The organism is Sphingobacterium sp. HJSM2_6 (assembly GCF_049316305.1).
Taxonomy (GTDB): Bacteria; Bacteroidota; Bacteroidia; order Sphingobacteriales; family Sphingobacteriaceae; genus Sphingobacterium.
Genome location: NZ_JBMOXB010000008.1, coordinates 77,951 through 90,520, shown reverse-complemented (window position 1 = coordinate 90,520; position 12,570 = coordinate 77,951). Strand labels below are relative to the sequence as shown.

The following is a 12,570-nucleotide window of genomic DNA, read 5'->3' as shown; positions in this document are numbered from 1 at the left end:
AACTATTGCTCTTGATTGACACCATACTGTTTACGGATGGATTTACTATCCATCAATTCCCTTTTCCGCTGAAAAAGCAAAATCTTTGCATCGTCTAGAAAATGTTTAAGAAATTGCACCTTTTCCCCCATAGTTTCATAAATGCCATTAATGGCATCCAAACGTTCAGGATCTTCCATGCTTAACACCTGATCCGTAAGGATCATCAGTAGCTCATCCATATTTTCATAGGATTCTTGAAGTAGATTTTTAAGGACGCTAAACATGTATTTTTGCTCCACTTCATTGAGCAGACTTTTCAGGCTTATATGTGCTTGAAACGATCGTATCGTCGCTAGGATGCTGATTTGCATACCGATAATCTTGCCAATCTTGTGATACTTTTTCACTTCAGGACTTACGCGCAGAAGCTCATCAAAAAAAGTCTTATGTAGCGTAAAATTGCCTTCAGTAAGATCCTTAACTGTACGATATCCGCCATTTAGGATATCATAACCCTGCTTCATCTGTTTAAGGATTTTCTTAAATTGGGCTAGTTTTTCTACATTGAGTAATAGCTGCACCACCTCCGTAGATTGTCCCTGTACAGTGCTCACCGGCATTACCCATACCATAATATATAACCCATAAATCAAGATTAATTTCATAAGTGAATAGTTTAATGATGTAGACTTTTCATGATCAGTAGTTCCTTGAGTGCAAGATTTCTATTTTTGATCAGCATAGACACCTCTTGTTCGAGCGCTAAAAGGGAATGGTAGTGGCGCTGCACTTCTTGATGCACGCCCTGCAACTGTTCCAACCTTAATTTATCCGACATGGATAGCTTATCTTCAAGTAGCAAAACCAACATTTCCTCCATCGAATCATAGCCCTTATCGACAATAAGACTCCTTAACTTAATGACATAGGCTCGTTCATCAGCCGACAATCTTGGACTGCCAACCAACTTGTTGAGCCTTCTTTCAGCATTCATCAGTTGTGTTTGCATAGCAATGCTCTGCTCCACCTTTCCAAATCGGCGTACATACGGATTAATATCTTTTAGCGTTTGAAAAAACAGGCTATGAAGGTCCAATTCTCCTCGCTTTAGATCTGAAATAACCCCCATTCCTGTCTTAAAAACACGATAGCCTTTACCCAATAGTTTCAAATAGGATTGATTAGCTAGGATTTGTGTCATAAGGTATTCTTTTTGGGTCTTCTTCTGCTTGAACCATTCCTTAAAGGTTTGCCCTTGGCCAATCTTTAGCATAAGGGTCAATAAACAAGCACTCATCAAGATTTTTTTCATAAGCCTATCGATCTTATGGAAGATTATATAGCCTCTTGATTCGCAACACTTCATCACTCGATTGGCTGCGTTGCAAACTTAAAAGCATATTCTGCTGATTAAATTGCAGTAGGTTTCTATAGTTCTCCTCAACTTTATTTGCCGTTTTATTAATGTATTCCAGTCGCTCAGCATCACTCATTTGAAAGGTATAGGACTGAACCAAGGCTGTGATTTCGTCAATATTTTTTAAGCTCTCATCCAGCATCCCTCCATATACTTTGGCCATATATTGAATTTCCTCCGCCCCAAAATGACAATCGTTTTTTAAGATTTGCCAGGTCCGCTGAAAGGCCCTAAACATCTTTACCTGTTTATCTGAAATTTCCTTGACTTGCTTAAATTGCAGTAAAACCGACTTTACCTTCTTCAAGGAACTATAGTATGTGGTAAACTGCTCCTTTTGATTGGAGCTCCATTGCGCAATTTCATCCAACTTGGTTTTCGACAGGATATTTTCGATCGACTTTTGTACCTGTTGCAACCAAATGGTTTTGTTCTGCAGTCTCTGGATCTTTAAATCCATGGCTTTAACCACTTTCTTAATGGCCGTTCGGATAACCTCTGCCAGAACCAACTGACCGTAAGCCGTCGGATGAGTTGGCATCAGCGGACTACCAAATAGCATAATGACCAACAGCATAAACCTAAATTCAACCGAAAGATATTTTTTAATTAGATAATTCATAACCAGGTCTATTTACTTAACACCTCCTCTAAGCTCCTTGGCCATCGCCTGCACTGCTTGAACGATATTTCCATCTTGTGTTCGAATATGGTATTCAAGCCTCACCTTCTCCCGCTGTTCGGTGCTATAGATTAGGTATTCTTCCAGTGAAACCTCTGTTCGATAAACTTTACTAAGGACTCCGCCAAGGCTAATAAAAACTTCCTTATATTTTAGTTTAGAATCATTGGCTCGATTAATAGATAGTACCAAGGCTTTTTCTTTTTCACTCAATCCCAGAAGTTCTTGGATTTGATCAAATCGGTTTTTATACTTACGTTGATCAAGTAGGATCTTGCAGTCACTGTTATTAATAATCGCTTGTTTGACTACAGCAGAAGATATAATATCGTCTACTTCTTGGGTAACCACCACTGCTTCACCAAAGTACTTTCTAACGGTCTTGAATAGATACTTGATATATTCAGCGAATCCCTCCTTCATCAAGGCTTTCCATGCCTCTTCAATCAGGATCATCTTACGCACACCTTTCATCTTACGGAGTTTATTGATGAAAACCTCCATAATGATAATCGTAACAACAGGAAATAGAATAGGGTGGTCTTTGATATTATCGAGTTCAAAGACAATAAATCGTTCTCCAAGAAGGTCCAAATTTTCCTTTCCATTGAGCAGATAGTCAAATTCTCCACCCCGAAAGTAAGGACGCAGCACATACAGGAAATTATCAATATCGAAGTCCTGTAACTTCACCCGATCATTCATTATACTTTCTCTAAAATCTGATTTTAGATATTCATAAAAAGTATCGAAACAAGCAAAAAGATCAACATGCACGTTAAGGTATTCGTAGTACCCCGAAATCGCATTGGAAAGTGCCACATATTCTGAACGCCTGAAGTTTTCATCATCCTTTTTCCAAAGTGCCAACAACAACGTTTTGATACTTTCCTTTTTTTCGGTATCCAGCTGATCACCTTGTCCAACATAAAATGGATTGAACTGGATTGGATGTGCTTCGGTATAGGTAAAGTAATATCCGCCCACCAACTTGCACAAACCTTGATAGGAATGTCCCACGTCGACCAGCACAATATGGCACCCCTGCTCATAGTAGGACCTGACCATATGATTGGTAAAAAATGATTTTCCAGAACCCGAAGGACCAAGAATAAACTTATTACGATTCGTGCATATCCCACGTTCCATGGGTTCATCACTGATATCTACATGCAATGGTTTGCCGGTCTGGCGATCGCCTAAGCGGATACCTACGGGGCTAAGGGAACTCTCATAGCATGTTTCCAGATTCAGAAAACAGCTGGCCTGATTAGAAAAGGTATCGAAACATTCATTACGCGGAAAGGAGCCGGCATTTCCGGGGATACCTCCCCAAAAAATTTGTGCTGCACCGACGGTTTCCTCCTTCATTTGGCAGTCCATCTGAGACATAGCTGAGGAAAGCATTTGACGCATATTTTTTAGCTTCTCTTCAACTGGCGACCATAACATCACATTGAAATGTGCCTTCACAGCCTGTCGCTGTTGAGCGATGGCCTCATTCAAAAAGTCGTTTGTAGCATCGCGAGCAATCAGATTTTGACGGCTGTATGCAGCTAAAGATTGTAAACGCAACCTTTTACTTTCTATTTTCTTTAATGTTTTTTCTCCATCATCAATGAAAATATATTGACTATACAGATGATCACATGGTAAGAGTTGTCCTAAATGGGAAGAAAATCCAACGCAAAATTTACTTCGCTCGGTGGCATAACGATCATAACTAATCTTACTTCCACATTGTGAAGGTAGCGATTCAGCATCTCCAAGCGTATAGAATTGTACCTTTTGGTGGCCAATGCTTATACCCGTAGAAAAGTCAATATCTTTTAACAACAATGCTTCATTATTTTCTTGTAAGCTGCAATAGCGCTCTATTAGTCCTGAACGTTTTAATTGACTGGCAAGATCGCTCTGTTTCATACGGTGTAATTGGCAGAGGCCACCTTCCTCCAAAATGCTCACAAACTGACCGCAGCTGTCAATAAACCGATCATAGTGGTTCCTGTCAAGCAGATTCTTGGGGACAATATGCGGTCTGATAAGATTGGAAAATAACGAATTGACAGGCCTTGCAGATTCAGAAGATTTACTTAACATCAAATAACAGTGATGGTCCAAATAAGGCCTTTCAAAAAAGTGTTTGTCCGAACACCTGTTCAAGAAGCTTTGTTCAAAAATATTAGCATCCAACTGGATCGAATTTTCCAAAAACCAATCCTGTTTATGAAGTATGCTATAGTTTGGAAGTACTCGTAAGGCCCTAACCCAAGCATGATGAAAATCCTCATAATCCCGCTCACTCAGTGTAAAAATTTCAGGAAGATCAATCTTATAGGCAAGCGTAATATCACCTGCTTTACTAATCATCACATCCTGATCTATTTCCAAAATTGGAAACAATTCTTCTAACTTTCGCTCTTTAGCCATCGTTCATTACTTTTGCTAATTCAATAAATCCATCTTTCTCTATTATTTTTCTAGTCGAAATAGGAGTCGATGTTGACTCTTTACAAATCTTGGAATTTGACTTTTTGCAAGCTGCTTCATTAGCCCATGTTGCCCATATTTACGACTCATTGAAAAGCTCGTCTTTAAAAGTACCACTCCCAAGAACAAGATAACTAGCACACATACCCATGATGGAACATTGAGGTAATACAGTACCGCAAAAAGTATCATAAGCACTAGAATCCCCCCTCCCAAATACCAAATGTATTGGGCTTTCAGGCCCTTAAACTCTAGGGCTTGATTTACGCCCTTATTGATGATATAAACTGAAGCCATTATCGTTAAACGCTAAAAAAAGATTTAATTACAGTGGCCACCAATACCAAAAACACACAGCTGCCAAACCAGGCGGCAGCAACCTTACCCGTATCTGGATCGCCATTATTCCATTTCTGAAAAACCTTCACCGCACCGATCAATCCCAAAATAGCCCCAACGGCATACATCAACTTGGTCCCTGAATCAAAATAACTCCGTACCTTTTCGTTGGCCTCATTAATGCCAGCAAGTCCATCCTGTGCCATGACCACTTCATTTAATTGCTGGTAAGCAACCATCACACTTAACAGGAAGCTTCTTAACATTCGTTTTCCAAATCCTACGCTCTTATCCATCGTTCTAACTTTAAGTTCTTTTTTTATTTCAATAAGCGGTATGCCCCGGTCTTCAGTATTCCAGTATCCCTATTCTCCAATTGCCCCAACGCTGCTGGCACTGAGTGGGGACATCCGCTAATAGTGTTAATCCATGAAATTTAAAATCTGATTTATATCCTCTTCTGGTAGCTCACGATTCATGTGCTGGAACTCACTTCGGATTAGTTCCCCAATCGAATCCTGCAGATTTTGATCATGAAGAGAAGGATATCGTTGAAGAATTTCTCCAACCCCTAGAATAAGCTCTGGCAATTTTTTCGATAGGGACGAGTCGTTCAATAGGCCTCTCAGTTCCATGCAGAACTCATCCAACTTATCCACTTCAGCTTGCCAGAAAGGCTGGTTCTCTAGCACAGCGGAATGAGCACTTTCACCTACAAGATGATCTTCTTTTTCAGGTTGATAATTTTTTGATCGATCAAATGAAGATCGATTTTCAAACCAATTGAGCAGCTTCTGACGGTAAACTATCAGAAAGAGCGCTAGGTAATAAATGCTGGTTGTTACAATCAACAATTGTAGCAAATTGTTCCTATCGAGTTCTTGTATCATCCTACTTTTTATTTATGACCATGACAATTCATTTTGCCAAAGAATTAAATCAAAGAAAGATACTTCCACAGATTCACAAAAGGACAACTTCAAGCTTGTCCCTTAATTGTTCCCTGTTACCGAGTTTATGCATGCAGTAGCTTGAGTTTGGATTGGACTGATTTTGCCATAAAGGTCGGACTCCGGTTCGGAGCGGAACAAAAAATTCCGGCATAAACACAACTCTTTGCGCATACCCCTCATTTATTCCGTTGCTTTTTGACCTTACTCAGCTGCGTCCGTGACATACAGCATAATTCATTCAATCAGAAAAAATTAAATATGAATATTATGGAAAAATTAACTATTATGTTCCCTTGGCAACAGGTTGCCGAAGTACAGATCTCCTACAAAAATCCAGTGAGCCCATCAAAAAGGCCAAAGCTCACCTGCTCTAAGGAAGTTTATTCGCTTTTATTAACTTTTTGGAATCCTGACCGGATTGAGTACACCGAAGAATTCAAAGTGCTTTTATTAAATACAGGGAATCGCGTGCTTGGTATATATCAGGTGTCTGCTGGTGGAAATGATGCCACTCCCGTAGATTCCAAAATTCTGTTTACAGCTGCCCTCAAAGCCAATGCCTCCGCGCTTATTCTCGTGCATAACCACCCCTCAGGTAACATGGTTCCCAGTGAGGCAGATATCAATCTGACCAAAAAATTGGTACAGGCAGCAAAACTCTTGGATATCCGTATTTTGGATCATCTCATCATCTCTGCAGAAAGTTTCTACTCTTTTAAGGATGCAGGAATCTTTTGAAAGGTCTAAAACGATTTTCCAAGGCTTATGTGAATGTATCACATAAGCTTTTTTATTTCCACTTTTACTGCGGCGTCTATCTAAATTTCGTTTGCTTGACTAAATCTCAACAGGCAACTACCGATTCATGGTTTCTAAATTGCACATGTTGACATTGCGATCCATGTTCTCTCCACGATCTATAGGCCAGACTGTCGTCTTTTTTTCCACTAAAAAACTAATTCAGCCTGATGAGTCTTCGACTTGATATTGAAAAAGCGCTCTTAAAAAGGAATTTTTCCAAGATAAATTCATTTTAATAACCTTTTATTTTTTCCATCATTTTTTCCAACACGCGTAACGATGCTTCACGGTCGTATTCTTCGGGAGAATAAGATTTAGTTCTAACAGCCCGGTAAGACAGATGTTTACGACATGAGGTGCTTAAATAGGGAATGATACGTCTAAAAACAGCATTCATGGATTTGGCATTTAACAGTCGGCTGTCATCCATAGCACGAATAAGTAATGCCAATTGATCCGCAGATAGATTGCAGGTGATTTTATCTTGTTCTTGTTTTATACTCTCCATGTTCAAACTAGGATCATAGCTACCTACTCCTAGAACGTAATTTTCCAAACATCCTTCCATGATACTCCGTAGAAATCGTATAGTTGTGTTCTCCCCTCTTCCAGCAGCTAAGGAAAATTCCTCCAAAATTTTCATATAGTGCTTCAAAGAGGCCATACATATGTCCAAGCCAGAGCGTGCCGTGTTTTTTATACCATCATTCAGTTTGTCGTAAAGATGGTGTAAATAACGCTCATCACAAAAGCCTATCCGGATAAAGACGGAGTCCGCTGGTGAAAAAAAAGGATGAATACAGTCAAAGTTGAGCTGCGAAATAAATTCTGTTTTTACCCTTTCAATTTCGAACAAGGTGCTATAGGTCGGTGATACGTGAAGATTCGTTTGCAAGATCGTACTGACCAGTATCAGGGAATCCGAAGTGCTTTTCAAAACTAAAGGATCTTCCAAACCAGGTAACATGCCCAAATCGTGTAGATGCGTGCTCACTTGCCCTGGCGACAACACATCCCCAGCTTGAAGATAACCTGAAAACCACTGATCTGCGAGCGCTAAAAATTTCTCGAGCGATAACAAGACATGGGCTAATTGGTCATCTTTGGGCTCCCCCTGCTCAAAATCACTCAAGCTATGGATAATCCATAGCAAAGTATTCCTAAATTTTTGAAACAATTTCCCAAAATCGCTGTCCTTCCCCCGCACGATGTATAAGCGTTGTAGCAACTGCTTCATAACAGCCAATCGCTGCTGTAAATTCGTTGGGTCTATAACCTCCTCTACTGTCCCATGTTTAAGTGCACAGCCCCAATCATAAATAGCAACAAGTTCCTTAAACAGTGTCTTCTCCATAACATGACTTCCCTAATCCCTTTATAATTCCATTTAATAAATGTGAAGATTATTCAACTGAGATCGCCTGCTAATTTCTTTTCAAGCGTATCAACTTGAGCGTCGAGGTCATTGAAGAAATAGATCCTTTCCTTCTCTGAGAGCCTGCTTAAGCAGCTCGACTTGTTTAAAATCCCTCGAATCCAATCGACGGTTTCCCTTACATAATTATGGTCTACAGTTGCGATACTATTGATTGTATAGAGTTTCACAGAAACGGATTGTTGCTCATCAAAGCAGCATAACATCTGACTGATACCCAAATTCACTGGAGATAAATAAAGATCAAAAGGAACCTCCCCATTCTTACCTTGCGCTTTAGTCCATGATTTCAAATTTGCGGTGAGCTGCTTTAGTTGGGCAATTAAAGTTTTAGACGTTCTTTCGGAACTAAAACTGCCAATGGCTTGAAAATATTCAAGCAAACCAAGAAATGGCTGAATCGTCACTCGTGTCCATATTTCTCGCGAGGGAATAGCACAGTAGGCTTGGTGCAGCTTCCGGAAAACGGGTTCCAAATTTTGCTTTTTGAGTTCATAAACAAACTCCTCATAAGAGATGCCTAGATTTAAAACAGCCTGATTCCAAGTATATAGCTTAAAGTAAGTCAATTCCGAAAATGCCATGAAGTGAAAGATGGGAATGTCGTCTGCACAGAAGATGATTTCTTTCTGATGACAGCTAGAAATCATTTGCAAATGCTGCAGTAATTGCCCAATATAGTGCGTATAATTGATCAGATTTTCCTGATTCAGGCTTGTATGCTTAAACACCACAGCATGCTGCTGCGTCAGCACGAAACGATCCAGGGAAATGGAAAACTTGCGACATAAAATTTCCAATTCATCAACTGTCATTTGTACCTCTCCTCGCTCCCGCCGGTACACAGCATCTCTGCCTACATGTAACAGATCCGCAACCTGTAAGGACCAAGCCGTATCAGATGGAATCCGATTTCGGATTTCTTGAAATATCAATTTTTGAAGATTCATTGGTAGATAGTTTAGGTTCAAAAATTATATTATTGCACAAAATATAAATTAAAAATTAAACACGCAATACTTTTGCTGTATCAGTTAATAAATCATAAATACAGTTAAAAATTTGCAGAATCAGCTGATGACAAACCAGGCTTTACCGAATTAGTCAAAATTTCATGCACGCAGGTCTATAATTTTAGCCTTAACCACTAAAGCTAACGATGAAAGAAGAAATTAAAAGCTTAGATAGCGTATTGGGAGACGCTAAAGACCGTTACTTTTCCTACGGTTTCAGTAAATTCCATTTCCAAATCCAGACCTATGAGTTACTGGTACCCAATCAGCTAATAGGAACGCTTTCCGTTTGTTATGATGGTCCCCAAAGACCACAACAACAGTCCGTTCACCTTGGAAGTATGGAATATGTCTCCATAGGCCTATTTTTGGTCGAAGGCATTCTCATCAAGCAAAAAAGACTTACCAAGGATGAAATTAACCGTTCACTGGTTTCAAGCTTATCCATGAACATAAAAAACTCCCATTTTTTAAATACCAAACTAGACATTCCATTCGAAGCTACCATTACAAATTCCAAGCTAGATTTATCAGCAATTAATGTTGGACTTACCACCATACAGCTAAAAATTCGAGATGCGATTCTGCAAATCGTCATTGACCACCCAGGACCAACCCATATCAAGCATCAAGATTTTCAGCGCTGGCCTACAGCAGAAAATTCCCTACATCAAAAAGAATATAAAAAACGGCTGTTGAAGTTCGATCATATTAAACTGGATCGGCTGAATGAATCCATAACAGCCCAATTACAACACCCTCAAGAATACTCAAGCCATACTTGGGGGCTAAGTGCATACAACAATCCATTAACCTGTTTGGATAGCATAAGGGTTTCCGGACAGCTCATGCAGGTGCTTTTGTATAGCATTCTTGCCACTAACAGAAATGAATGTCCCAATATATGGTTAAGATCCATGGAAGTCGCCTTGGGTAGACCTTACCGATCTTCGGTGTATCAGGTTGAACTAAAATTTATCCGTCGCCAGCAATCCCTACTTCGTGGGCAAACATGGCAAACAGTTCAGCTAAATAGCCAGATTGGAAATTTGAATGCAACGTATAAAATTTGCCATGAGATGCCTTGATCAAAGTACAAGGATCGTGATCAGTGGTACCTATTGCACCGGTAAGACCAGCCTCTCGCTTGCCCTTTCGTTAGCTACCGGTATTCCCACCACCCACGCGCCAACCATGCGCGAGATTTTGCCCAAAGTATTTCCGGGGACCTCGCTAAAGGCTTGTTCTTATGCACAATTGCTCCGACTGGGCATGGAACGTTTTGAAAAGCGCATGCATGCCGAAGCCGGATTGTCTGAAGGGTTCATCAGTGACGGATGTCCACTGCAGGAATGGCTCTATGGCAGCACAAGGCTGCTGACCGGAGCCTACCCCGATGAGAACCATTGGACCATGCTGTGGAAGAAACTCAAGAACTATCGACAGTATCGAGATTTTGAGCTGTTGCTAGCTGGTTTTGAAAAGATGGCCAAAACCTATACCTTGAACCATTATGATTTATTCTTCCATTTACCTGTGGAATTTCCATTTGTCTTAGATGGCCACCGTCCAACATCAGAGCGCTTTCGAAAGGTATCCGAGGACAGGTTGCTGGTATGTTATGCGGAACTTAAGATAATTCCTATTTTTTTAACTGGTAATTTACAGGATCGAATTGATCAGGCATTAGATCATTTAAAAATTCATCCGATCATACCTTCATCCCAAGCAATCAATATTGCAACTGACCTGAAAAAAGTAAATTTTGATCAGATTCAACTTGAACAATCAACCTAAACGATTGAAATAATTATCGACATATACGATCAATGTCGTAAAACATACATAATAATGAGAAATAGAATTAGTTTTGAATTAAGCTTAATTAATCAAGAATCTATTGAAATTCAATCGAATCAATTTGCTCAAAATTCCATTTTATTTTTTTCAGCTTCTCCATATATCGTTAAAAAAAGCAAACTACAGCAGGTAGCGACAGCGAGCATTCAAAAAAACTTTCTGCTCATAGAGCATCACCTGTTAAACGGAACAGCCCTTCTTCCAATTACCATAAAAGCCTTAAATGAAGTATATGTTCTAATTGTATGCGTTCGAGGTAATATATCCTATCATTCAAAAAGAAACTCTTCAATAAATTTAAACCTTCATGAAAAGGAGGCTTTATTTCTTTTTACTGCAAAAGGTACATATCTGGCATTGCCCTTACAATATCCAACAGAAATTTTAACCATAAATTTATTGCCGGAGATATTGCCGTTAGTTTCCTCTAATCAGGCTAACTTACTTGAATTCATTTTCCAACAGAAAAACAATTGGCTTTCCTCCCTACAGATAATATGCTTCAAGACCTCCTATTTGAACAAATTAAAGAAATTTATAGCCTGGGATTCTCGGAAAATAGATTTAAATAACCATCTTTTATTAAATATCCCTGAAATTTTGCTCGGATATTTCAAGTTATTAGCTTCAAAATCTAATACAATTCTTTATCAGAAGATTGCGAATAGTACCCAAACTATGATTCACCAAGACTTACAGCATAACAAAATCCCAAACCTCTTCTCCTTGGCTAAAAAAAATGGAATACACGTTTCAACACTGCAGCAGTCCTTCCGAGAGATTACTGGAACAACGATTAGCAAGTTCATAAAATCAGAACTTCTTCTTCGTATCTCAGAAATTCTAATCCAAACCGATATACCTCTAATAGAAATAGCTTTGATGTTTGGATACTCGGACACCAATAGTTTAAATAGAATTTTCAAGAAGACCTTTGGAACTACCATGGGATCATACCGCAGTATAAAATTGAAATCTACATTTTCCACTTAAAGAACTCAGATTTTATTAGCCAAAAATGTCTACCTGTCAAGAGGAAACTTGACCTAATTTTAGGTTTAGAAACTAGAATTAGACCTATGAAATTTCCGACATATTTCCCCATGAAATCCAATACATTCCCGAAAAAGGCCATTCCTGCGGTTCAATGAGCCGGAATGGCCTTTCAGTATGCATATTTTTGTTCAATATAATTCATTCATTAATTATGAAAACCTTTAGTTTAAAATCCATCTATACAGCATCTATTCTAAGCATATGTTTGCTGGCAACTGTACTTATCTTAAATGCGTTTACTAAGGAGAAGGCTCTTGAGACAAATAATGTGATACCTTCAATTTGGTATTTTCATGGAAATTCCACAGATTCCAGACTTGATTCTACTAAATATTCTTTGAGTCCTGATCCCAACAAACCGTGTGAAGGCCAAGAAGAAGAAGTTTGCACCTTATCTGCGCCGGCAAATGGAGCTGGTTATCCAGATATGAGTGCAATCGCTACGGGCACTTCAAAAGTAAAAGAACGCATCAACGATGCTTTTGCTAGTACACCTTCGACAAACGAGACAGTAACCGCACTTAGAGAGAAAGTAGATTAAA

At 39.2% G+C, this 12,570-nt stretch carries 14 protein-coding genes; 5 read left to right on the top strand and 9 right to left on the bottom strand.

Annotated elements, in window-relative coordinates:
* Window positions 1–2 precede the first annotated feature (2 nt).
* The 7 genes from ACFRAE_RS08985 to ACFRAE_RS08955 form a co-directional block, all read right to left on the bottom strand.
* Entirely contained in the window at window positions 3–647 is a 645-nt protein-coding gene (locus ACFRAE_RS08985; RefSeq protein ID WP_422796810.1) for a TerB family tellurite resistance protein, read from the bottom strand.
* 11 nt (window positions 648–658) lie between these two features.
* On the bottom strand, window positions 659–1,183 hold the full coding sequence (locus tag ACFRAE_RS08980) for a hypothetical protein (RefSeq protein WP_422796809.1): 525 nt from the start codon (window positions 1,181–1,183) through the stop codon (window positions 659–661).
* A 124-nt stretch (window positions 1,184–1,307) separates the two neighbouring features.
* On the bottom strand, window positions 1,308–2,021 hold the full coding sequence (locus ACFRAE_RS08975) for a conjugal transfer protein TraI (RefSeq protein ID WP_422796808.1): 714 nt from the start codon (window positions 2,019–2,021) through the stop codon (window positions 1,308–1,310).
* 12 nt (window positions 2,022–2,033) lie between these two features.
* Window positions 2,034–4,511, bottom strand: a complete 2,478-nt coding sequence (locus ACFRAE_RS08970) for a TraG family conjugative transposon ATPase (RefSeq protein WP_422796807.1) — start codon at window positions 4,509–4,511, stop codon at window positions 2,034–2,036.
* 42 nt (window positions 4,512–4,553) lie between these two features.
* Window positions 4,554–4,868, bottom strand: coding sequence for a DUF4133 domain-containing protein (locus ACFRAE_RS08965; protein ID WP_422796806.1), 315 nt, complete (start codon window positions 4,866–4,868; stop codon window positions 4,554–4,556).
* Window positions 4,869–4,873: 5 nt separating this feature from the next.
* Window positions 4,874–5,149, bottom strand: coding sequence for a DUF4134 domain-containing protein (locus ACFRAE_RS08960; RefSeq protein WP_422796886.1), 276 nt, complete (start codon window positions 5,147–5,149; stop codon window positions 4,874–4,876).
* A 183-nt stretch (window positions 5,150–5,332) separates the two neighbouring features.
* Entirely contained in the window at window positions 5,333–5,800 is a 468-nt protein-coding gene (locus tag ACFRAE_RS08955; protein WP_422796805.1) for a hypothetical protein, read from the bottom strand.
* Between the two features lie 330 nt (window positions 5,801–6,130).
* On the opposite strand from ACFRAE_RS08955, the gene ACFRAE_RS08950 reads away from it, so the two are divergent.
* A complete protein-coding gene (locus tag ACFRAE_RS08950) occupies window positions 6,131–6,601 on the top strand; it encodes a JAB domain-containing protein (RefSeq protein ID WP_422796804.1) in 471 nt (156 codons plus the stop codon).
* Between the two features lie 295 nt (window positions 6,602–6,896).
* Here the strand turns inward: ACFRAE_RS08950 and ACFRAE_RS08945 are convergent, their stop codons facing one another.
* Together ACFRAE_RS08945 and ACFRAE_RS08940 are read right to left on the bottom strand one after the other, a co-directional pair.
* Window positions 6,897–8,018 carry a hypothetical protein gene (locus ACFRAE_RS08945; RefSeq protein ID WP_422796803.1) on the bottom strand — a complete coding sequence of 374 codons (1,122 nt, stop codon included), beginning with the start codon at window positions 8,016–8,018 and terminating at the stop codon, window positions 6,897–6,899.
* 53 nt (window positions 8,019–8,071) lie between these two features.
* A complete protein-coding gene (locus ACFRAE_RS08940; RefSeq protein ID WP_422796802.1) occupies window positions 8,072–9,049 on the bottom strand; it encodes a helix-turn-helix domain-containing protein in 978 nt (325 codons plus the stop codon).
* A gap of 209 nt (window positions 9,050–9,258) precedes the next feature.
* Here ACFRAE_RS08940 and ACFRAE_RS08935 point away from each other — a divergent pair, with 209 nt between their 5' ends.
* The 4 genes from ACFRAE_RS08935 (at window position 9,259) to ACFRAE_RS08920 (ending at window position 12,569) form a co-directional block, all read left to right on the top strand.
* The gene (locus ACFRAE_RS08935; RefSeq protein WP_422796801.1) at window positions 9,259–10,200 is read left to right on the top strand and encodes an AvrD family protein; all 942 of its coding nucleotides are present in this window, start codon (window positions 9,259–9,261) and stop codon (window positions 10,198–10,200) included.
* The gene (locus ACFRAE_RS08930; RefSeq protein ID WP_422796800.1) at window positions 10,166–10,909 is read left to right on the top strand and encodes an ATP-binding protein; all 744 of its coding nucleotides are present in this window, start codon (window positions 10,166–10,168) and stop codon (window positions 10,907–10,909) included. Before ACFRAE_RS08935 ends, ACFRAE_RS08930 begins: the two co-directional genes overlap by 35 nt.
* 54 nt (window positions 10,910–10,963) lie before the next feature.
* Window positions 10,964–11,965: a helix-turn-helix transcriptional regulator gene (locus tag ACFRAE_RS08925; RefSeq protein ID WP_422796799.1), complete on the top strand. Its 1,002-nt coding sequence runs from the start codon at window positions 10,964–10,966 to the stop codon at window positions 11,963–11,965.
* A gap of 214 nt (window positions 11,966–12,179) precedes the next feature.
* A complete protein-coding gene (locus ACFRAE_RS08920; protein WP_422796798.1) occupies window positions 12,180–12,569 on the top strand; it encodes a hypothetical protein in 390 nt (129 codons plus the stop codon).
* Window position 12,570: the final 1 nt, after the last annotated feature.

What these genes read in the sequence shown, in the direction of transcription:
- ACFRAE_RS08985 (WP_422796810.1), bottom strand. Translation starts at nt 647, where the DNA reads ATGAAATTAATCTTGATTTATGGGTTATATATTATGGTATGGGTAATG.
- ACFRAE_RS08965 (WP_422796806.1), bottom strand. Translation starts at nt 4,868, where the DNA reads ATGGCTTCAGTTTATATCATCAATAAGGGCGTAAATCAAGCCCTAGAG.
- ACFRAE_RS08925 (WP_422796799.1), top strand. Translation starts at nt 10,964, where the DNA reads ATGAGAAATAGAATTAGTTTTGAATTAAGCTTAATTAATCAAGAATCT.
- ACFRAE_RS08920 (WP_422796798.1), top strand. Translation starts at nt 12,180, where the DNA reads ATGAAAACCTTTAGTTTAAAATCCATCTATACAGCATCTATTCTAAGC.
- ACFRAE_RS08945 (WP_422796803.1), bottom strand. Translation starts at nt 8,018, where the DNA reads ATGGAGAAGACACTGTTTAAGGAACTTGTTGCTATTTATGATTGGGGC.
- ACFRAE_RS08955 (WP_422796805.1), bottom strand. Translation starts at nt 5,800, where the DNA reads ATGATACAAGAACTCGATAGGAACAATTTGCTACAATTGTTGATTGTA.
- ACFRAE_RS08960 (WP_422796886.1), bottom strand. Translation starts at nt 5,149, where the DNA reads ATGGTTGCTTACCAGCAATTAAATGAAGTGGTCATGGCACAGGATGGA.
- ACFRAE_RS08935 (WP_422796801.1), top strand. Translation starts at nt 9,259, where the DNA reads ATGAAAGAAGAAATTAAAAGCTTAGATAGCGTATTGGGAGACGCTAAA.
- ACFRAE_RS08970 (WP_422796807.1), bottom strand. Translation starts at nt 4,511, where the DNA reads ATGGCTAAAGAGCGAAAGTTAGAAGAATTGTTTCCAATTTTGGAAATA.
- ACFRAE_RS08980 (WP_422796809.1), bottom strand. Translation starts at nt 1,183, where the DNA reads ATGACACAAATCCTAGCTAATCAATCCTATTTGAAACTATTGGGTAAA.
- ACFRAE_RS08975 (WP_422796808.1), bottom strand. Translation starts at nt 2,021, where the DNA reads ATGAATTATCTAATTAAAAAATATCTTTCGGTTGAATTTAGGTTTATG.
- ACFRAE_RS08930 (WP_422796800.1), top strand. Translation starts at nt 10,166, where the DNA reads ATGCAACGTATAAAATTTGCCATGAGATGCCTTGATCAAAGTACAAGG.
- ACFRAE_RS08950 (WP_422796804.1), top strand. Translation starts at nt 6,131, where the DNA reads ATGGAAAAATTAACTATTATGTTCCCTTGGCAACAGGTTGCCGAAGTA.
- ACFRAE_RS08940 (WP_422796802.1), bottom strand. Translation starts at nt 9,049, where the DNA reads ATGAATCTTCAAAAATTGATATTTCAAGAAATCCGAAATCGGATTCCA.